This is a genomic window from Arsukibacterium sp. UBA3155 (assembly GCA_002364615.1).
GTDB lineage: Bacteria > Pseudomonadota > Gammaproteobacteria > Enterobacterales > Alteromonadaceae > Alishewanella.
The window spans coordinates 66,140-87,269 of sequence record DEYP01000002.1 but is presented as its reverse complement, the minus strand read 5'-3'; the positions used below and the strand labels follow the sequence as shown (position 1 = coordinate 87,269).

At 48.7% G+C, this 21,130-nt stretch carries 20 protein-coding genes; 8 read left to right on the top strand and 12 right to left on the bottom strand.

The features are described from left to right. Positions 1-20: 20 nt before the first annotated feature. Genes B2X65_RS00430 through B2X65_RS00410 form a run of 5 tightly spaced genes read right to left on the bottom strand, consistent with a single transcriptional unit; the run spans position 21 to position 3,814 of the window. Positions 21-428, bottom strand: coding sequence for a GFA family protein (locus B2X65_RS00430; RefSeq protein ID WP_290609797.1), 408 nt, complete (start codon positions 426-428; stop codon positions 21-23). A 2-nt stretch (positions 429-430) separates the two neighbouring features. Further along, positions 431-1,564 (bottom strand): serine hydrolase domain-containing protein, encoded by a 1,134-nt coding sequence (locus tag B2X65_RS00425; RefSeq protein ID WP_290609796.1) that lies wholly within the window; start codon positions 1,562-1,564, stop codon positions 431-433. 34 nt (positions 1,565-1,598) lie between these two features. Continuing rightward, positions 1,599-1,904: a hypothetical protein gene (locus tag B2X65_RS00420; RefSeq protein WP_290609794.1), complete on the bottom strand. Its 306-nt coding sequence runs from the start codon at positions 1,902-1,904 to the stop codon at positions 1,599-1,601. A 36-nt stretch (positions 1,905-1,940) separates the two neighbouring features. Then, positions 1,941-2,417 carry an alpha/beta fold hydrolase gene (locus B2X65_RS00415; RefSeq protein ID WP_290609792.1) on the bottom strand — a complete coding sequence of 159 codons (477 nt, stop codon included), beginning with the start codon at positions 2,415-2,417 and terminating at the stop codon, positions 1,941-1,943. Positions 2,418-2,452: 35 nt separating this feature from the next. Continuing rightward, positions 2,453-3,814, bottom strand: a complete 1,362-nt coding sequence (locus B2X65_RS00410; RefSeq protein ID WP_290609790.1) for an amidohydrolase family protein — start codon at positions 3,812-3,814, stop codon at positions 2,453-2,455. Positions 3,815-4,020: 206 nt separating this feature from the next. On the opposite strand from B2X65_RS00410, the gene B2X65_RS00405 reads away from it, so the two are divergent. After that, the gene (locus tag B2X65_RS00405; protein ID WP_290609788.1) at positions 4,021-4,818 is read left to right on the top strand and encodes a glycerophosphodiester phosphodiesterase; all 798 of its coding nucleotides are present in this window, start codon (positions 4,021-4,023) and stop codon (positions 4,816-4,818) included. Between the two features lie 64 nt (positions 4,819-4,882). Here B2X65_RS00405 and purT read toward each other — a convergent pair whose 3' ends face one another. The 5 genes from purT to malQ all read right to left on the bottom strand — a co-directional run bounded on the left by purT (position 4,883) and on the right by malQ (position 14,211). Then, entirely contained in the window at positions 4,883-6,085 is a 1,203-nt protein-coding gene (purT, locus tag B2X65_RS00400; protein ID WP_290609786.1) for a formate-dependent phosphoribosylglycinamide formyltransferase, read from the bottom strand. Beyond that, the gene (gndA, locus tag B2X65_RS00395; RefSeq protein WP_290609784.1) at positions 6,082-7,611 is read right to left on the bottom strand and encodes an NADP-dependent phosphogluconate dehydrogenase; all 1,530 of its coding nucleotides are present in this window, start codon (positions 7,609-7,611) and stop codon (positions 6,082-6,084) included. The genes purT and gndA overlap by 4 nt, the downstream gene beginning before the upstream one ends. Positions 7,612-7,694: 83 nt before the next feature. Further along, positions 7,695-9,788, bottom strand: a complete 2,094-nt coding sequence (gene glgX / locus B2X65_RS00390; protein ID WP_290609783.1) for a glycogen debranching protein GlgX — start codon at positions 9,786-9,788, stop codon at positions 7,695-7,697. After that, the gene (gene glgB / locus B2X65_RS00385; protein ID WP_290609781.1) at positions 9,788-11,980 is read right to left on the bottom strand and encodes a 1,4-alpha-glucan branching protein GlgB; all 2,193 of its coding nucleotides are present in this window, start codon (positions 11,978-11,980) and stop codon (positions 9,788-9,790) included. Before glgB ends, glgX begins: the two co-directional genes overlap by 1 nt. A 41-nt stretch (positions 11,981-12,021) precedes the next feature. Then, positions 12,022-14,211 (bottom strand): 4-alpha-glucanotransferase, encoded by a 2,190-nt coding sequence (gene malQ, locus B2X65_RS00380; protein WP_290609779.1) that lies wholly within the window; start codon positions 14,209-14,211, stop codon positions 12,022-12,024. 240 nt (positions 14,212-14,451) lie between these two features. Between malQ and gap the strand changes: the two genes are divergently transcribed. Both gap and B2X65_RS00370 read left to right on the top strand, forming a co-directional pair. Continuing rightward, a complete protein-coding gene (gap, locus tag B2X65_RS00375) occupies positions 14,452-15,456 on the top strand; it encodes a type I glyceraldehyde-3-phosphate dehydrogenase (protein ID WP_290609777.1) in 1,005 nt (334 codons plus the stop codon). Between the two features lie 14 nt (positions 15,457-15,470). Continuing rightward, the gene (locus tag B2X65_RS00370; protein WP_290609775.1) at positions 15,471-16,343 is read left to right on the top strand and encodes a D-hexose-6-phosphate mutarotase; all 873 of its coding nucleotides are present in this window, start codon (positions 15,471-15,473) and stop codon (positions 16,341-16,343) included. Here B2X65_RS00370 and B2X65_RS00365 read toward each other — a convergent pair. Then, a complete protein-coding gene (locus B2X65_RS00365) occupies positions 16,340-16,531 on the bottom strand; it encodes a hypothetical protein (RefSeq protein ID WP_290609773.1) in 192 nt (63 codons plus the stop codon). The genes B2X65_RS00370 and B2X65_RS00365 overlap by 4 nt on opposite strands. Before the next feature lie 100 nt (positions 16,532-16,631). Further along, positions 16,632-17,039: a hypothetical protein gene (locus tag B2X65_RS00360; RefSeq protein ID WP_290609771.1), complete on the bottom strand. Its 408-nt coding sequence runs from the start codon at positions 17,037-17,039 to the stop codon at positions 16,632-16,634. A 276-nt stretch (positions 17,040-17,315) separates the two neighbouring features. On the opposite strand from B2X65_RS00360, the gene ccoN reads away from it, so the two are divergent. The 5 genes from ccoN to B2X65_RS00335 all read left to right on the top strand — a co-directional run bounded on the left by ccoN (position 17,316) and on the right by B2X65_RS00335 (position 21,115). Beyond that, on the top strand, positions 17,316-18,743 hold the full coding sequence (ccoN, locus tag B2X65_RS00355; protein WP_290609769.1) for a cytochrome-c oxidase, cbb3-type subunit I: 1,428 nt from the start codon (positions 17,316-17,318) through the stop codon (positions 18,741-18,743). A gap of 10 nt (positions 18,744-18,753) precedes the next feature. Further along, a complete protein-coding gene (ccoO, locus tag B2X65_RS00350) occupies positions 18,754-19,362 on the top strand; it encodes a cytochrome-c oxidase, cbb3-type subunit II (protein ID WP_290609767.1) in 609 nt (202 codons plus the stop codon). A gap of 5 nt (positions 19,363-19,367) precedes the next feature. Beyond that, the gene (locus B2X65_RS00345) at positions 19,368-19,550 is read left to right on the top strand and encodes a cbb3-type cytochrome oxidase subunit 3 (RefSeq protein WP_290609765.1); all 183 of its coding nucleotides are present in this window, start codon (positions 19,368-19,370) and stop codon (positions 19,548-19,550) included. Next, positions 19,543-20,517, top strand: coding sequence for a cytochrome-c oxidase, cbb3-type subunit III (gene ccoP / locus B2X65_RS00340; RefSeq protein WP_290609763.1), 975 nt, complete (start codon positions 19,543-19,545; stop codon positions 20,515-20,517). Before B2X65_RS00345 ends, ccoP begins: the two co-directional genes overlap by 8 nt. Before the next feature lie 109 nt (positions 20,518-20,626). Then, positions 20,627-21,115 carry a FixH family protein gene (locus B2X65_RS00335; RefSeq protein ID WP_290609761.1) on the top strand — a complete coding sequence of 163 codons (489 nt, stop codon included), beginning with the start codon at positions 20,627-20,629 and terminating at the stop codon, positions 21,113-21,115. Positions 21,116-21,130 lie beyond the last annotated feature (15 nt).

Below are 21,130 nucleotides of genomic sequence, written 5' to 3'. Positions count from 1 at the left end.
AGAGTCCTTAATAATTAGAGCTATTTGCGGCCAGGTTCAAAACTATCATAGCGCGGTAAGTTTTCGTCTAAATCTTCCCAGTTGGCTTTAGAACTATAAAAGTTATGTGATTGCGGCCGTTCACTGATAGCGGTAGTAAGAATACCCAACCGGATCCTGACACGGCTAGGATCTTCGACATTACAGCTATACACCGGCGAGCCACACTTATTGCAAAAATAGCGAATACGACCAGGCTTAAAGGCAAACTGGCTTAACCGCTCTGCCCCTTTAACCACGATAAAATCAGTTGTCTGGACAAAGCCATTCGTAGCAAAGGCCGTACCACTAGATTTGCGGCATAGCGAACAATGGCAATGAATGATGCTATTGATAGGCCCGCTAACTTCAATGGCAACCTCGCCACATAAACACCCGCCCTGGTACATTGTTACTCCTCAATAGTAGCGAAAGAAAGCGCAGCTTCCACTAACGTATCCCGGTAAGCCGGAAAAAACTTACTGTCGTTGTTGGTCATAAAAATAATAAGTAACTGCGTATCAGCATAATAGCGAAAATCAGCGGTAAAAATGCCGTTGCTACCACCATGACGCACCACTTTACCAGCCGGGCTAGCGGGTTCTACAATCCAGCCATAACCGTAAAACACTCCGTCACGAGGTGTCATAACATGAGGCGTAAATAGTAATGCAGTTGACGCTTTACTAAGTACTGTTTCGGTTTGCAGTGCCTGCTGCCAACGTCTGAGATCGCCCATCGTCGATAAGAATCCACCATTGGCATGCAAGTTCCACCAAGGGCCGTCTTTATCCCAGGAGTGTTCCAGTGGCGTGCCCCAGCGCTTACTGCTGCCATCGGCTTTACCACCGAAAAAGCTATCGCGTTTTAGCTCATAACCTGCTGCCACGGCTAAGCCAGACCAGTCAGGGATCCGATAACCGGTATGCGATAACCCGGCAGGCTTTAACAAATGCTGCTGCACATAATGCTCATAATTCTGACCAGATAGCCGCTCAATAATTAATCCCAGCAGCGCATAACCAGCATTAGAGTATGAAAACTCTGTACCTGGCGTTGCATCAAGTTTTGAGCGAAACAAGCGCTTGATAAAGGTGTTGCGGCTCACTTTACTGTAATCGCCACCGGATAAATTATTTACCAGGCCAGAGTTATGGGTAAGCAACTGGTGTAACGTAATCGCTTTTTTGTCTTTTCCTGTCTCTGGAAAAAACTGGCCCAGAGTATCGGTTAGCTGCAGTTTTCCCTGCTCTTGAAGTTTTAAAATAGCGGCCGCAGTAAATTGCTTTGTTAAGGAACCAATATCAAATACGGTATCGATGGTAAAAGCTTTGCTAATCTCATAATCGGCCACGCCATATGCCTGTTGCAATAGTGGCTTGCCTGCCTGTACTACCAACACCTGACCGTCAAAGCCTTCAGCCATCGCTTGCCGGTGCCAATGCTGTAGTGCTAAAGGTGCAGCACTTAGCGTGGGCATGGCAACTAAACTGCTAACACCTAGCAGCATGTAACACAGATATTTTATTATCTTTCCAAAATACATGTACCCTCCCTGGAACTTAGACATATTATTAAATTCAATTCGTTACTTGTAGTTCAAGCTTTTTGAACAACCGTGTCAGCTCTTGCATAACCAGCTCTGGCTCATCAAACTGGACAAAGTGACCACTTTGCTCCGTTAACACAGCCCGCCCTTGCGGAGAATCCGTGGTCCAGCTTAGCCAATGCTCACCCCAAAGCTTACGACCTTGCTCGGTAAAGAATAAGTTGGTTGGGTTTTCTACTTTTTTAACTGAAACAATCACCGTTACCGGCATATCGCTAATTTGAGGGTATTCAGGCAAAGGTCGCTTGCTCCAAAAATCCAGATACTGATTCGACATGCCCTCTTTCATATCGTCTAATTTAATCTGAGCTATCTAACGGTTGCCCTGCTCAAGATCAATAGCCCGCAAAATATCAACGTCATGTTCAGAGGATGGATCGAGCATCAGTAACGCTTTAATTTTATCCGGGTAGGCGGCAGCGAAATCCCGTGCCACACTGCCACCATAGGAATGCGCGACCAGAATCACCGGCTCAGATATGTTTAGTTTATCCAGTAACTCACTCGCGTAGTTAGCATAATCAACCGAGGTAAAGTGGCGTTTAATCTGAGTTGAATTGCCATTACCAACACGGGAGTAACGGATAACTGTCGCCTGCTGTGCGATCTGGCTAAATACCGGAGCCCAGTCAGTCATTGCAGACCCGCCACCCGCTTCAAGCAAAACAATATGCTCGCCACTGCCAGCAATTTCATACTCCAGTTCAAATTCATTCACTTTGATAAACTGACTTTGCAAAGCGCAAAGGTTTAAAGATGACAGCACCAAGACAAGTGATAATATTTTCAAAAAAGATCCTTAAAATACTAATTAGTAATAACAAACTATAACGCAAGTTGCATTTGCAACGCCCGCCAGGCTGAACGGGTTAACGAGGTATCTGCTGATGCAGCTCGCAACTCCTTCAGCTCTGCTTGTTGCAATAAGTGACCTCTTATCATAACGCCTACCGGATGCTCTACTGCACTGATGTTGTCTAAAGGGTTGTTGGCCAGTAATACCAAATTCGCCCGATAACCTGGTGCAATGACGCCCGTTTGCTCAAAGCCTAATACTTCGGCACTTACCCGGGTAGCAGCGGCAAGCGCATCATAGGGTGACATCCCGGCCTCGACCAGTAATTCTAATTCCCGAGTTACTGATGCTCCAGGCACAATTGCAAAGCCCCCCGAATCTGTTCCAACAATCAGTGGCACGCCGCCTTCATACAACAGCCGGGTAGCGGTTTTATAGAATTCCGCTCTTGGCCCCTCGTAAACGCTTGTGTCAACCTGGCTCCAGTACTTTACCGCATCTCGTGTTATCAATCGGGTCAATGGGTTTATCGTCTCTGCGCCTGGCCGCTGCAAATAGGTCCCCTGACTTTGTGCAATCAATACTAAACGTTTATGGGCCAGCAGGGTCGGTGTAATCGCCTCACCCGAGGCAGCCAGTTGCGCTGCCAGCTCACGCATGCCGCTCTTTGTTGGCCTATCTCGTAGGCCATGCCAGACAATAGTTTCAATATGCTCAAGTGAATTGAATCCGCGGCCAAGCGTTTCTTGCCAGGCAATATCGAAGGGCTGCTGGCTGGGCACACCACTGCTCCTGACACCCTCAGGTGAATGGCCGGTCAACTGCATGCCAAGCAAGCTGGCCTCATCAGCAATGGCGTCAAAGGCTTCAGAACGCAGGTTTGAATACAATTTAAGAATGCGATAGCCAGCGCGATACTGCGCTTGCACAGCGGCACGAGCCTCAGCCGCGGTGGTCACCGTTTGTTGAATCAGCGTTTGGTTGGGCCCTCGGCTATTTAACATTGGCCCGGTGGTAATAAAATCAGGTGCTAACATCTCATCTTTAGCAATGCGTTCTGCCAGTGCTAAATGAAACGGATAACCCGACATATTGCGCAGCCCGGTAATACCATGCGCCAGATAGGCTGCCAGCTCAGCTTCATCGTTAAGATGAATATGGGCATCAATTAAACCTGGTATCAGGGTGTATCCTTGACCATCAATAAGCGTAACGTCTGACGCTGCTGTTAGTTCACCTGTAGCGCCTACTGCTGCTATACGATCACCTACTATCAAGATAGCGCGTCCCTGCTCAATAGCCGGTGCGCCGGGTTGCATTGAGATCAGCTGAACATTATTAATCAGAACGGCAGCGGGTTTATCGCTATGACTTTTAAAAATTTTTGGCAAGTTAAAGACATTATAAACTGCCCACATCAGTCCTACACTGCACAGTAAAACAAGGCCGATACATGTTGACTTGAAAAAACGTAGTTTATCGATGAACATAACACCTGCTTACGAGCACAATTTTTTATTGCTATTTAAACCGCGCTTGATGCTAGTGGATTTTATTCGTAAAGTGAACAACTTGTTTCTATTAGTGGCTTATTACAGTGCCCGACTGGACACATCATCTTAATACTCTGGCCAACCAGCTATGGCGACTCAGCCCGGCGTGCCGGATAGCGGCCGATCCTGTCCAGGTAAAACTGGTAGCGCATCGCGGTGCCTATATTGCGGGTAACAACAGCCCGGCACCGGAGAATACCCTGGCGGCCTTTGACCGTTGTGTTAAACACAACATTTGGGGAATTGAACTGGATGTCCGGCTTACCCTGGATGGCGAGCCGGTGGTGCATCATGATCCGGCCTGCGGCCGTCTATTTCAGCGGCCTGATTTGCAGATTGCTAGCACTACTTTTGCCACATTACGCCACGAACTGCCGCAAATACCGCACCTGCAAGAGGTAATTGAACGATATGGTAAGCACTTGCACCTGATGATAGAGCTAAAAGTATCCTGGCGTGAGAATAAGCCATTGCAGCCTCAGTTAACCAGATTATTAGACACGCTTGAGCCTGGCGAGCATTATCACCTGCTAAGCCTTGAGCCTGATTATCTTGAAGGCTTTCGCCAGTTGCCAGCTTCAGCATTGATGGATGTGGCAACAACCAACACCAGAGATATTATCCGCCAGAACCTGGCGCTGGGTCACGGTGCTGTTGCAGGCTCTTTTGCCCTGTTTAACCAAACAGCAATAGACCAGCTGAAAGCGGCTGGTAAAAGCATCGGCACCGGCCAGGTTAACCACCCCGACATTGTAAATCGTGAAGCAGCCCGCGGCATTAACTGGGTATTTAGCGATCAGCCGCTGCTGCTGGATAAAAGCATTATCAATCAGGAAAAATAAATTAACCTGTTTAAAAAAACCACCCGCAGGTGGTTTTTTATTTATTAAGAACTCATTTTAAGTGCTACTTCAGCGTTACGCTTAACTGGCTGATGACCTTAAGGGCTTTATCGGTCGCGGCTTCAACCGTGTCGCTCAGAGCCAGTGCGACACCCATCCGCCGCTCGCCCTGCACTTCCGGCTTACCGAAAATACGCAGTTCGGTGTCCGGTTCGCTTAGCGCCTTAGCTAAGCCCTGATACTGAATATCCGCACTGTTGCCGGGAACTAACAATACAGCAGATGCTGCCGGGCCAAAGTGTTTAATATAGGGAATAGGCAAACCTAAAATGGCGCGGGCGTGCAATGCAAACTCGCTTAACTGCTGGGAAATCAGGGTAACCATGCCGGTATCATGTGGCCTTGGGGAGACTTCAGAGAAATACACCGTATCGCCTTTAATAAACAGCTCTACCCCAAATAAACCCCGGCCGCCAAGCGCCTCTACCACGGCTTTCGCATAACGTTTAGTTTCTGTCAGCGCGCTGTCACTCATTGCCTGGGGCTGCCAGCTCTCCCGGTAATCACCTTTTTCCTGACGATGGCCGATAGGCTCACAATATTGAATTCCGGTCAGCGAATTAATGGTCAGCAAGGTAATTTCGTAATCAAAATCAATAAAACCCTCGACGATAACCCTGCCCTTGCCGGCACGGCCGCCTTCCTGAGCGTAAAGCCAGGCCGCATCAATATCTGACTCGCTGCGAAGCACGCTCTGACCTTTGCCGCTGGACGACATAATAGGTTTGACCACACAGGGGTAACCAATGGCGGCAATTGCCTGTATAAAGCTGTCTTTATCACTGGCAAACTGAAATGGCGAGGTTGCCAGCTTTAACTCTTCAGCAGCCAGACGGCGGATCCCTTCACGGTTCATGGTCAGATTAACTGCCTTAGCGCTGGGCACCACATTAAAGCCGCAATCTTCCAGCTCAATTAGTACCGAGGTGGCAATAGCTTCCAATTCTGGCACTATCAGTGCCGGCTTTTCACTGATCACCAACTGGCGCAGTGCCGCGTTATCCAGCATCGACATCACCACAGCCTTATCAGCGACCTGCATTGCCGGCGCATTAGGATAGCGGTCTACCGCAATGACTTCACAGCCATAGCGTTTAAGTTCAATACACAGCTCTTTTCCAAGCTCACCGGCACCTAACAACAACACCTTGGTGCTATTTGCCGTACCCGGCGTACCAATTTTCTCAATATTATGGGTTATCGTCATTTTATCTTCACCATTGGCCGCGCCGGGTTACTCCAGTCCACATGAAACATTTTACCTTTGGCTTTATCTGTACGCTCGAAGGTATGGGCACCAAAGTAATCACGTTGGCCTTGCAGCAGGTTTGCCGGCAATACCGCTGTGCGGTAAGAATCGTAATAGCTCAGCGCAGAACTTAATGCCGCTACCGGAATACCGGCCAGGGTGGCATTAGCCACTGCTTTGCGCCAATTGTGCTGATAAACCGATATTTGTTTGGCAAAAAACGGATCAAGCAGCAGGTTTTCCAGCTCGTCATTGCGCTCGTAAGCGTCGGTAATTGATTGCAAAAACACCGCGCGGATAATACAACCGGCGCGCCATATTTTTGCTATTTCTGCAAAATTTAGTTGCCAGCCGTGCTCGTCTGCTGCCGTCTTCATTAAATGAAACCCCTGGGCATACACACAAATTTTGGCGCAGTACAGCGCATCCTGCAGCGCCTGAATTATCTCGTCTTTTTGCTCTGCAGAAATGAGGTTCTGTGCCGGGCCTGCCAGCACAGTAGCGGCTTTAACCCGCTCGTGTTTCAGCGCAGATAACGAACGGGCGTAGACTGCTTCGGCGATAGTGGGCGACGGGCTGCCCAGTTGCAGGCTGCTTACCGCAGTCCACAGGCCGGTGCCTTTCTGGCCGGCTTTATCCATAATCACATCAACCAGCGGCAAACCGGTTTCTGAGTCTTTGGTGGCCAGCACTTCGGCACTAATGCCAATTAAATAGCTGTTAAGAGGGCCTTCATTCCATTGTTTGAAAACCTCAGCAATGGCGGCAGATGTCATGCCAAGCACGTCACGCATTACCTGATAGGCTTCACAAATCAGCTGCATATCGGCGTATTCAATACCGTTATGAACCATTTTTACGTAATGGCCCGACCCACTGGGACCAATGTAAGTGGCACAAGGCTCGCCTTCAGTAACGGGGTTGCCAGGTTCAAAACGTTCTATTGGCTTACCGGTTACAGGATCTACTTTAGCAGCAATGGCCTGCCACAGAGGCTTAATCCGGGTCCAGGCATACGGGTCGCCACTTGGCATCAAGGAAGGGCCGAAGCGCGCGCCAACTTCCCCCCCTGATACCGCAGTAGAGAAGAAAATAAATTTGCCTTCATACTGTTTTTCGCGGGCAACGGTATCAGTCCACAAGCTGTTGCCGGTATCGACAATAATATCGTCTGCCTGAATACCGGCATCAATAAGCTTATGGCATATATCGTCGACCGGCTTACCGGCTGGAACTGACAGTACAATTAAATGCGGCGCAGATAAACGTGATAATAATTCGGTATACGAGCTGCAGCCAATAACTCTAGCGGGCTTATCGCCACGCTCAGCTTTATCTTGTGCCAGTACCGCTTCCAGTTTCTGATGGTCTAAATCGAAGGCGGCTACCCGATAGCCATTATCGGCAAGGTTTAAAATCAGGTTTTTACCCATCACCCCGGCTCCGACAAAACCGATATCACAAAGTGGCGCTGTATCTGTCATCTGACGATCCTTTACGTAACGTTGCTAAGCCAACAACAGGCTCGGAAAATGGCGCGCATTATACGGTATAAGCGCTGATAAACCTATTGCCACACCGATATACTGTGCGCACTCTGTAAATAATCGCGATGTAAGCCGGTGTTACTGTCTTTAAATCCGTCATTGTGGGCCGTATCGAACAACCGCTGCCAGCCGCCTTCGGCTTTCTCTGTCGGCAGTGTTAACTCAATTGACTGCTCAGCGCCATTAAACACAAACAATAGTGCTTTGCCAGTTCGACGATTGCTAATCCGGAAAATACAGACAGCTCGCAGCGGATCATGCCAGTCGTGCTGTTGCTTTTCAGTGCCATCGGCTAAAAACCAACACACCTGATGTTTATCACCGTGCAATTGGTATTGATCATCTTGCAACGATAACTGCTGTAAGCAGCTGAATTGTTGTCGTAATTGAACTAACTGACAGATAAACTCCTGAAATTTCTGTTGCTGAGCATTTAGCTGCCAGCTCAGCCAGCTTACCGGATTGTCCTGGCAATAGGCGTTATTATTTCCGCCCTGAGTATGACTAAGCTCATCGCCGCCTAACCAGTGGATCATGCCCTGACTGAGCAATAAGGTAGCCGCCAGATTGCGTTTGTGCTGGTAACGCCGGGCCAAAATAACCGGATCGGTCGTGGCGCCCTCTACGCCATGATTACTACTTAAATTGTGACCATGGCCATCGCGGTTTTGCTCGCCGTTTTGCCAGTTATGTTTATCGCAGTAACTGACTAAATCGTCCAGGGTAAAGCCATCATGGTAGGTCAGATAATTTACGCTGCAACTGGCGGGTTTATGATGCTTCTGAAAAGTATCGCGTGAGCCCAGCAGCCGCGTTGCGAATTCAGCCAACACGCCTTTATCGCCGCGCCAAAACGCCCGGAAGGTATCCCGGCACTTGTCATTCAGCTCTGACCAGTTGGCCGGGAACTGGCCCAGATGGTAGCCAAAAGGCCCGACATCCCAGGGCTCGGCAATCAGTTTAGCTTGTGATAGCACCGGGTCCTGGGCAACTATCTGAAAAAAACTGGCATAAGGGTTAAAGCGTTTATGCTCGCGGCCCAGCGTAACCGCTAAATCAAAGCGAAAACCATCAACCTGCATCTCGGTCAGCCAATAACGCAGAGCATCCATTACCAACCGCTGAGTGGCCGGGTTGGCGATATTGAAGGTATTACCGCAGCCAGTAAAATTACAATAGTTTTGGTAATCCACCATGTCGGCATGGCTGTGAAACAAGTAATAATGGCGATCCGCCAGGCCACGAAAACTCAAGACCGGACCATCGTCGCCCGCCTCAGCACTATGGTTAAACACCACATCAAGGATCACTTCAATGCCATGTTGATGCAGAGTCCGCACCATTTCTTTAAATTCTGCTACCGCATCATCCCGTTGATAGCGTGGATCCGGTGCAAAAAAATTGACCGGGTTATAGCCCCAGTAATTGGTCAGGCCAAGGCAGGTTAACCTGGGCTCTGCCATAAAGGCTGCCACAGGCAACAGTTGTATGCTGGTAATACCAAGCTGCTTTAAATGACGGATAATACTGGCATGACACACCCCCAGATAAGTACCCTTAATGGCATCGGGCACATCGGGGTGTTGCATGGTCAGGCCTTTGACGTGCGCCTCGTAAATAACCGTTTTCTCGCGGGCAATATTAGGTTTGTGACTCCCTTGCCAATCAAAACCTGTGTCTTGCCGGCTGTAGGTAGCAACGTCCAGCACACCTTTGGCTAACGCCAGATGGCTTTTTTGCTGATATTGCTCTGATTGCCAAACCTGAGGGCGATTAAGTTTTCGGCTATAGGGGTCAATCAGCACGCGCTCTTTATCAAAACGCAGGCCAGCACTGCTGTTGCAGGCGCCGTCGGCTTTTAACGCATACAAGGTGCCGTCAATAATCCCATCTACCTGCACATGCCAGACACTGCCGGTGCGGCCGCTAAACACCAACTCGGCCAATTGCTCTTCGGTATCAGGTCGATACAGGCATAGCACTAACGCAGCAGCATCAGGAGCAAATACCGCGAAATTCCAACAGCTGTCGGCTACCAGGCTTGGCCCCAAAGGGTAACTGTTGCCATGGCTGATTTGCACTGATAAGGCGTTATTGTCCAGCTCTGCATTCATTACGCGGCATCCTTTTTTCGTAAATATAAGCAGGCTAAGGGTGGCAGGTTTAACCGGATAGCCAGAGATTTACCGTGGCAGCCGGGCGCTGCCGCAGGCAAATGGCTGCCCACTGCGTAATTACCGCCCCAGTAATATTCACTGTCAGTATTGACCACAACCTCATAGTCACCGGCGTGCTCTACACCCAGCATAAAATTATCGCGTGGTATTGGGGTAAAATTGGCGACCACGTAAATGGAGTTGCCAGCGCTGTCACGGCGGACAAAACTTAAGGTGCTGTGTTCTGAATCGTTATGATCGAGCCAGCTGAAGCCCTGTTGCTGGTAATCCAGCTGGTGTAACGGTTTGCAACGCTGGTAGCTGTGGTTAAGGTCTCGGAACAGCTGCTGCATGCCTTTATGTTTAGGGTACGCCAGCAAATGCCAGTCCAGGCTTTGGTTATGGCTCCACTCCCGGCTTTGCCCCAACTCATTACCCATAAAATTCAGTTTTTTGCCTGGATGGGCAAACATAAAGGCAATGTAGGCCCGTAAATTTGCCGCTTGCTGCCACTCATCACCTGGCATTTTGTTTATTAAACTGCCTTTGCCGTGCACCACTTCATCGTGAGATAACGGCAAAATAAAGTTTTCGTTATAGGCATACACCATGGAAAAGGTTAAGTCGCTGTGATGATACTTCCGATAAGAAGGATCTTTACTGATATAACGCAGGCTGTCATTCATCCAGCCCATATTCCATTTAAAACCAAAACCCAGTCCACAACTATCTACCGGCCGCGATACCTGAGGAAAAGAGGTAGATTCTTCAGCAATGGTCATGGCCTGAGGAAACTTACCGTACACCTCAGTGTTTAACCATTTAAACAAGCTGATGGCTTCATAGTTATGGTTACCGCCGTCAATATTAGGTACCCATTCACCCTCGTTTCGCGAATAATCCCAATATAACATTGAGGCCACTGCATCGACACGGATCCCATCAATATGAAAATGCTCCAGCCAATAAAGTGCACTGGCGACTAAAAACTGCCTGACGTAGTCTTTGCCATAATCATAAATGCAGGAATTCCAGTCTGGGTGCCAACCGCGGCGCGGATCGGCATATTCATATAAATGGCTGCCATCAAACTTTGCTAAACCGTGACCATCTTCCGGAAAATGAGCCGGCACCCAGTCCAGGATAACGCCAATACCGGCCTGATGGCAGGCATCAACAAAGGCTTTAAACTGATCAGGGGTACCAAAGCGTGAGGTGGGCGCAAATAGGCCCAGAGGCTGATAGCCCCAGGACCCATCGAACGGGTGTTCCATAACAGGTAACAATTCAATATGGGTATAGCCCATCTCCAACAAATAGGGAATTAACTGCTCTGCCAGTTCCTGGTAATTCAGCGGCTGGTTATCTTCTTTGCGCCGCCAACTGCCAATATGCAGCTCGTATATACTGATGGCGCTCTGATAAGGGTCAGAAGCTGGCCGCTCGCGCCAGGTTTTATCCTGCCACTGATAGCTGTTATGGTCATAAACCAAAGAGGCGTGCGACGGATATTGCTCGGCATAAAACGCCATTGGATCAGCCTTATGGGGCAATACATTTTCGTTTTTATCTTTAATTTCAAATTTATAGCGTGCGCCACTGCTGACCTCAGGCATTACCAGCACCCAGTGGCCGCAATCAGTGCGCTCCATCGGGTGACAGCGGCCATCCCAGCCATTCATATCCCCTACAACGCTGACACTGCGGGCCTCAGGTGCATACACGGCAAAACGGGTAGCTGATAGCAATTTACCATCTGGTTGTAAGCTGATGATCTGGGCGCCAAGCTGGCGATACAGATTTTCAGGTTGGCTATGCACATGATGTACCGCATAAAACGCTTGCTCGCGAAACTGATAAGGATCAACACAACGATAGGTACTGTGCGCATCGCTTACCCGCAGATAATACGCACCTATTTTTCTTTTGCGAGCCAGTACTAATTCAAAGACACCTTTAACATCAGCATGTGGTGCAAGTTTACCCAGGCTTTTATCACTCTGGTACTCAAAAGCTTCTACCGTTAGCGCATGTGGTAAAAAAGTTCGCAGCAGCATACCGGTGCCTTTGGCACTGTAACAGTTTGCCTGCCAGCCCAGCACCGAAAAAGGCTGGCTACAGGTTGCCTGGTTTAATTGCGCTAATGTCATGGTCTCTGTCCTTATTCTGTTATTGTTCGCAGCAAAACACGTTAACCGGCTCTTGCTGCGCTTAGCTGAGCAAGTAAGTCTTGAATATGTGGCTCGTTCGTCCACTGCTCCAGCTCGCGGCTTAACTTGCGGCGCCAGTTTGGATATTCATCACTGGTGCCCGGTACATTAACCGGCTGGGTCATCTCCAGCCAGTCTTCCAATTGCAGACACAGCAGCTGACTGCTGCCGGCAGCCAGATGGCGCTGCAGGGCAAAGTTAAGGGTGCGATCCATGCCGAGATTATCAACTTTGCGCGGATAATCGGCTGGCAACATCCCATGACCGTGCAGAGAATCGAGAATTTGTTGTTTATTAGCATGGCGTTGTTGATACAAACCCTGCAACTGATGCTCATCTTTGTACAAGCCCAGCTGCTGCCCCAGTTTCAGATCATCACAATGCCAGAAGCCAATTAAGGTTGGTAAATCATGGGTACTTAAGGTTGCCATCGCCTGCGCCGGATAATGGGCCGGCGAGATATAACCGCCGTCCGCCGCCGTTTCAAAAAAGAAAACCCGGTAAGAATAGATGCCATAGTCTTGCAATAACTCCCGGATCCCCTCTGGTACCGTACCTAAGTCTTCACCAATTATCACGGCCTGCTGACGTTGACTCTCAAGCGCCAAAATACCCAGTAAATCCATTATCGGATAATAAACATAAGCGCCGCCACCGGCATTTTCTGCAGATTTGGGCACCCACCACAGCCGCAGCAGCGCCATTACATGGTCTATTCTGAGCGCGCCCGCATCCTGCATGTTACTCCTGAATAAGTCGACCATAGGCTGATACGCCTGACTGTACAACTGATAGGGCAACATGGGTGGCAGCCCCCAGTTCTGGCCTGCCGGACCTAATGGATCTGGCGGGGCACCCACGCTGGCATCGCGACAATATAAATCGCCATTGCTCCAGATTTCGGTAGATGCTTCACTAACACCAACCGCTAAGTCGCGATATAACCCCAGTAACATCCCTGCGCTTTTCGCTTGTTGTTGCACGGCATTAAGTTGTTGCTGAGCAATAAACTGCAAATAACAATAAAAATCCAGCTCTGCCTGATGCTCCTCTGCAAACTGCTGCACCGCGTCACTGTGCAAATCACGATATTGCTCAGGCCAGTTTGGCCATCCCCAGTAGTTGCTATCCTGCTTAATTAAATAGGCATGCAGTGCATCGTATAGCGCCAACTGCCGCAAGCTATCGCCGCCCTCACGCTTAAATTCAACAAATTCGCTCGCTAAATCGGCTTTCTTTTTGCTTTGCTGCACAAACCACTGATACAAGCTTTGCATTACCGGCAGCTTAAGTTGCAACACTGCACTGTAATCAACCCAGTCTCGAGCACGCTGTGCCAGCAGCGCCTCGCTAAAAGCCGCGGTGCTTACCCTATCCCGGGTCGCGCTGCAGTGCTGATAACCTGGCATCGCGGTGACATCAATATAAATAATATTTAGCCAACGCCGGGAAGACGGACTATATGGGCTGGCACTTTCGGGCATGGCCGGATACAGCGCATGAATAGGATTTAAGCCCACAAAATCGGCCCCCTGCCCGGCCAGATAATTTACCAGGGTAGCTAAATCTGTAAAATCACCAACGCCCCAATTACGGGCAGAGCGTAAACCATATAGTTGCACCGAAACGCCCCATTGCTTTTGCTGAGCAAATTGTGCTGGCTGATAGCAACTGCCAGGAGTGATAATTAAACGTTGCTCAAAACTAAACTCAGTGTCTTTACAGGTAAGGATCAGGCGGTGGTAACCAGCCTCCAGCGGATAATCCAGCTTGTGCTGGTATTGCTGATATTCTTCCTCGTCAATTACGGTAACTTGAACCAGCTCGCCTGCCACCGGCTCGGTACTAAACTGATAACGCTGACCCTGCTCAGTGTGTAATAAAAAATCAAAGTCGTGGTTAGCCAGCACCAGCGGCACCTGTAACTCGAACATTATTGGCTCACCAAGCGTCTGCACCGAAACCGGAGAGAGAATTTGCTGCCAGAAATCAAGCTGTCGCTCAACAAGTTCCGCTCTGGCGGCATCCTCATCTGCTATATTAAAACCCTGGGCAGCGAGCAAGGCTAACTGATCGGCAGCAGCAACCTGGGTAGGCTTACCCCAGGCGTCATTAAATTCAGTTTCAATTCCTGAGAAAGCAACCAGTTCGGCCAGTAGCGCGGCATCCATTTTATATTCCTTTGTTTAAACAGTTAGTTGGCTTTATTTTACCGTTAAAGGTTATGACAACACCAAATCAATTTACGTTATTAAATTACAAAAAACCAATTTAATGCAGTATAAAACTTGAAAAATGCCAGCTTTAATGTAATTTTACTACACAATAGTGATTGAATACGATTGGATGAATACGTTTTCAATCTCTGCGCATACTCATTTTACTGGTTCAAATTTAATTCTGGAGTCGCTATGTCTATTCGGGTCGCAATTAATGGCTTTGGCCGCATTGGCCGCAATGTGTTACGTGCTTTATATGAAAGCAGCAAAAATTACGATATTAAAATTGTAGCCATTAACGATTTAGGCGATGCGGCTATTAATGCACACTTGCTAAAGTATGACACCGCTCACGGTATTTTTGCTGCCACGGTAACTCATGACGAGCAGGCTATTTATGTCAACGAAGACCCAATCAAAACCTTAAGCATCCGTAACCCGGCAGACCTGCCATGGAGCGATTTAAAAGTAGACGTTGTACTAGAGTGTACCGGCTTATTTACCGATCGCAAAACTGCCGGCGCCCATTTAACTGCCGGTGCCAAAAAAGTCATTATATCTGCACCGGGCAAAGACGTTGATGCCACTGTGGTGTACGGCGTGAATCATCAGGTCATTACCCCACAAATGACCATTATCTCTAACGCCTCTTGCACCACTAATTGCCTGGCGCCCATTGCTAAACCGCTGTCAGATGCGCTGGGTATCGAATCCGGTTTAATGACCACTATTCATGCTTACACCAATGATCAGCGTCTGAGCGATGTGTATCATACCGATGTGCGCCGGGCCCGGGCAGCCGCCATGTCGATGATCCCGACCAAAACAGGCGCTGCAGCGGCAGTAGGTTTAGTCGTGCCAGAACTCAAAGGCAAGTTTGACGGTCTCGCGGTGCGGGTTCCTACGCTTAATGTCTCTCTGGTTGATTTAACCTTTATTGCCGGTCGGGATACCAGTATTGAAGAAGTAAATGATATTATTCGCGCCGCAGCCGCGCAAAGCCCGATGAATCAGGTACTAGCAGTTAACGACTTGCCGCTGGTGTCGGTCGATTTTAATCACAACCCGATGTCATCTATTTTTGATGCCTCTGAAACCCGGGTAAATGGCAGGTTGGTAAAAGTAATGTCATGGTACGACAATGAATGGGGCTTCAGTAACCGAATGCTCGATAACGTAGTTGAGTTAATGAAGTAAAAGATGCCTGCTTAATGACCATACAACCCTCAGTCAGTCAGCATACTGGTTTTGCTCAGTTAACTGATTTGCCTTGCCTGACACTGCAATGTGCTAACGCCACTGCAGTGTTATCGTTGTATGGCGGTCAGGTATTGTCTTACCAGCCCACTGCAGGTAACGAGTTACTTTGGTTATCTGCTAAAGCACAGTGGCATAACAGCACAGCGATTCGGGGCGGCGTGCCGGTGTGCTGGCCCTGGTTTGGCCCTGTTAACCCAAAACTTAACCCCCAGCAGCTGCCACTGCATAATCATGGTCTGGTTCGAAACCGGATGTGGCAATTGACGCACAGCAAGACAACTGAAGATTCCGTCTGTGTCACCCTGACAATAACGGTTGACGATATCCCCGCGAGTTTGTGGCTTTCAGCCAGCGAGCAGCAACCGGTAACGCTCAACCTGGTCGTTACCCTAACTTCTGCTAACTTGAGCATGCAACTGGTATGCAATACTCCTTTATATCAGCAAGCCGCGCTACACAGCTATTTTACCGTCAGCAACCTGCAGCAAACCTTAGTAACAGGCCTGAGCCCCGATTATTTTGACAAGGTGGCCAACGCACAACGCCAGCAGCAAGACGGCGTCGTGCATTTTACGGCAGAGACCGACCGTATTTATTATGATACTGGCTCGCAGTTACACTTGTCGGATGACAAGCAACTACGGTGTATTACTCAGCAAGGTCACGATGCCAGTGTTATCTGGAACCCATGGCAACAAAAAAGCCGTGACCTGCCCGATATGGCAGATAACGGCTTTACCGAATTTGTTTGTGTAGAAAGCGCCTGGCTTAATATTAGCCAGATCAGCGTTCTAGCGTTGGCCCAGACACTCCAGGCGCCTTAACACTGGCCGTGTAAAAACTGCTTAAGATCCTGTTGCGGGTAGCCAAGTTGGTCCAGCATTTCCGGCAGCTCATCCTGAGGCAGGAAAACGCTATCAAAGTGCTCTAAAATCACAGTTAAATCAGCACCCTGGTCCCGTAGCTGCTGAGCGGTTGCTAAATGAATATTGCGGACAAAATCACTGGTCATTGCGGTTAACCTCTGAATGAAATTAGCGTTAGCCTCTGCTTGTTTCGCCGACCCATACTGAACATATTTTAGCCAGCTGACAAGCTTTAAATCAGACTTTTTACCAGCTTGAATTAAACCGCTCATTTATCAAAAGTTTTTGACCATCAGCCAACTGGAGCGTCAAGTTCAGTTGCCAGATCATGGCAGGATCAGCGCAGGCTCCCAGCAGAAAGACAGCCTGCCATTGCTCTGAACCTGCTGAGTCATCCGTACTAAGCTTTTGAAAACGCAACGGGATTAACCCCATGTACATGCTTACTCCGGTTAGCTCGGCACTGATTGCCGTAACGGGCTGTTCACTTTGCACAGTAATCTGCAATGGTGTTTCTACCGGTGCCGTCGCCGGGCTTAAGCGAACGGCAAGCGCCGGTTGCTGATATAACACCAGCATGCTGTCATCACCCCTAGGTGGTTGACAGGCCAGCAATATCAACAGGCTGAAACTAACGGCTATCCACTTTGGCATGGGCTAATTAAGGACGGGAAATAATGGCATTGTACCGGCTTTTCAGCAAAAGGGCTAAATAGTGACTACAATTGGCTGTTTATTAAGCAGAGACTTTGTTCTACGTCATAAAATGGGCGAGTTAACCTATCTTTTAAAAGGCAAAACTCGTATCATTTCGCCCAAAATTCAGTGGCTGCAACAGCTAAGTTAACATGGTGTTAGTTGTCCACTTTATAAGAAAGGGCCACCTTAAGGTGGATTTTAGTAACCAGCATAACTGCAGCGGAACTCAACATGATCCAGACCAAATCGTTAAATGTTGAATACAACTATAGCGTTGTCCGCCTCTTTGCCATCACTACCGTTTTATGGGGTATTGTTGGCATGGTGGTGGGTGTATTACTTGCAGCCCAGCTTTACTGGCCGGCATTAAATTTTGATATTCCGTGGCTGACATACAGTCGTTTGCGGCCTTTACATACCAACGCAGTTATTTTTGCATTTGGTACCAGTGCCTTATTTGCCACATGTTACTATGTGGTCCAACGAACCTGCCAAACCCGGCTATTTGCGGAAAAACTGGCCATGTTTACCTTCTGGGGCTGGCAGCTCGTTATTGTCGCCGCGGCCATCACCCTGCCAATGGGCATGAGCCAGAGCAAAGAGTACGCAGAGCTGGAATGGCCGATTGATATTTTAATTACCCTGGTCTGGGTGTCGTTTGCGATTGTGTTTTTTGGAACGCTGGTAAAGCGTAAAACCAGTCATATTTACGTGGCTAACTGGTTCTACGGCGGCTTTATTATTACCGTTGCTGCATTACATATTGTAAACAGCATGGTCGTACCGCTAAACTTATTTAAATCCTATTCCATTTACGCTGGTGCAGTGGATGCTATGGTGCAATGGTGGTACGGCCACAATGCAGTTGGCTTCCTGTTAACTGCGGGCTTCCTTGGCATGATGTACTACTTTGTACCCAAGCAAGCTGGTCGGCCGGTATACTCATACCGCTTATCAATTGTCCACTTCTGGGCGTTGATTGCCTTATATATCTGGGCAGGTCCGCACCACTTACATTATACCGCGTTACCCGACTGGACTCAGTCATTGGGCATGGTGATGTCTATCGTGCTATTTGTACCAAGCTGGGGCGGCATGATTAACGGCATCATGACGTTATCCGGAGCCTGGCATAAACTGAAAACCGACCCGATACTGCGGTTCTTAATTGTGTCTTTGTCATTTTACGGCATGTCGACCTTTGAAGGCCCAATGATGGCGATTAAGTCGGTTAACGCCTTGTCCCACTACACTGATTGGACCATAGGCCATGTTCACTCTGGCGCGCTTGGCTGGGTAGCGATGATCTCTATCGGCGCCATGTACCATCTTATTCCGGTTGTTTATAACAAAGTGGGTATGTATAGCACCAAACTGATCAACACCCATTTCTGGTTACACACCATTGGCGTAGTGCTGTACATCGTTGCCATGTGGATATCCGGTATTATGCAGGGCATGATGTGGCGTGCCGTTAACACCGACGGCACCCTGACGTACAGCTTTGTGCAAAGCTTAGAGGCGTCTATGCCGTTCTATCTGATGCGCTTTATTGGTGGGGTATTTGTCGTCGTCGGTATGTTGATTATGGCGTACAACGTGTATAAAACCGTCCGTAGTAAAGATGAAGTGGCGCACGCAGTGCCAGCAACGGCATAAGGGGTTTGACATGTCGAAAAATCATCACGAAAAAATAGAAAAAAGTGTTGGGCTGCTTGGTATATTTACCGTCATCGCCATTAGTTTTGGTACTCTGGTTCAGATTACGCCACTGATGTTTATGGAAGAAACCAAGCAACCCATCGACGGATTAACGCCCTATACCGCGCTGCAAATGGAAGGCCGGGATATTTTTATCCGCGAAGGCTGCACCAATTGTCACAGCCAGATGATCCGGCCTTTCAGAGCCGAAGTTGAGCGTTACGGCCATTATTCGGTTGCCGGCGAGAGCGTGTGGGAGCATCCATTTTTGTGGGGCTCCAAGCGCACCGGGCCAGACCTGGCAAGGGTTGGTAATCGCTATAGCGATGACTGGCACTACGCTCACTTAATGGATCCCCGGTCGGTAGTACCACAATCGAATATGCCTGGTTACCCGTGGTTAGACCGCAATGTACTGGATGGCAAATACACTACCCGTAAACTGGAAATCTTCCGTGGGTTTGGCGTGCCATATACTGATGAGGATATTGCCGGCGCCGCTGATTCAGTAAAAGGTAAAACTGAAATGGAAGCCCTGATTGCCTACCTGCAATCATTGGGCACAGCGTTGAAGTAACCATTATGGAATTTGCAACAGTTCATAGCGTATTAACCGTGATTCTGTTCGTCGGCTTTGTTGCTTTCGTTATCTGGGCTTACAGTAAAAAACGTAAGAAAGATTTTGACGAAGCGGCCAACCTGGTGTTTGACGACGAACCTGAATTAAAAGAACAGAAAACCAAACGGGAGTCAGATCATGAGTAGCTTTTGGAGTGCTTGGATCATTGTTTTAACGTTACCAGTGCTGATTGGCTGCTTTATTCTTCTGCGCTGGAATTTAACCAACTACGTTGGCGTACCGGAAGATGAAACCACCGATCATGAAGTAGACGGCCTGAAAGAAGTCAATAATCCACTACCCAAGTGGTGGACTTACATGTTCTACGGCACATTGATCTGGTCTGTATTTTATCTGGCAGCCTACCCGGGTTTAGGGAATTGGCCCGGCTTTCTAAACTGGACCAGTTCAAACCAGGGTATTAAAAACCTGGAAGAATCGCGCGCAGCAATAGTCGCAGCCAAAGCCGAAGGTCGCAATGTGCAGCTGGACATTGAAAATGAAGTCGCAGCAGCAACCTATGGCCCGGTATTTCAGCAATTTGCCCAGCGTGATGTGCTGGACCTGGCTTATGATCCGGACGCGCTAAAAATTGGCCAGCGGCTGTTTCTGCAAAACTGTGCGCTTTGTCATGGTTCTGATGCCCGCGGCCAGCGTGGCTATCCTAACCTGACCGACAACGATTGGTTATACGGTGGTAGTACAGCGAAGATTAAAGAAACCTTACTGTATGGCCGCAGAGCTGCGATGCCAGGTTGGGAAGCCGCCCTGGGTGAGCAAGGTATTAAAGAAATGACTGCCTATGTGCTGAGTTTATCTGGCCGCGCAGTTAATGAGCGTGATGCCGCCGCCGGCAAAACCAAGTTTGGGTTGTGTGCCGCTTGTCATGGCGCAGACGGCAAAGGCAGTGTGGCGCATAATCTTCCCTTCGGTGCCCCCAATCTTACCGATAATATCTGGTTATATGGTGGTTCAGCCGGAGCCATCGAGGAGACCTTAATTAAAGGCCGTTACGGTGTAATGCCGGCGTTTAAAGATACACTGGGTGAAGATAAAATACATATTATTACCGCTTACGTTTATCGGTTGTCTAACCCGGAAGATAAACGTTAAACCACAGGTTAGCTTCGTTTAACCCGCAGCTAACAGGTTATAAGCGATAAAAACAGGCTAAACCCCACTAGGCCCCGTAAAGGGGCTTAGTACTATCCAGACAGAGGTAATGATGCGACAGGATACTAAACCCTGGTATAAACAAGTATGGCCCTGGATCCTGATTGCCATTCCGGTATTAACCGCATTGCGGGCGATTTATGCAGTGGTATTGATGAATCAGCAGCAGCCTGATTTAGTGGTTGATGATTATTACCAAGCCGGTAAAAGCATCAATCTGCAATTAGCAAAATACCGGGAGGCCGCATTACGCAACTTAAATGCCACGGTATTGATTGCCGGCAACCGCGCCGTGGTGCGTTTTGCCGAGAATGCAGTACTTGAGGATAGTGTTCATCTGGATTTTTACCACCCTACCCTGGCCGCTCAGGATTTTGCCGTTGATGCGCTGCGCAGTGGCGAATTACTCTATGTTGCAACCTTGCCACTAACCCCAACAGGCAAATGGCGCTTGAACGTCAGCGATAACAGCGCTCAGTGGAAATTACGGGCGACTTTTGAGCTGCCCGCTGAACAGGAAATTAAACTCGGATATTAGTGATATGCGCTGCAG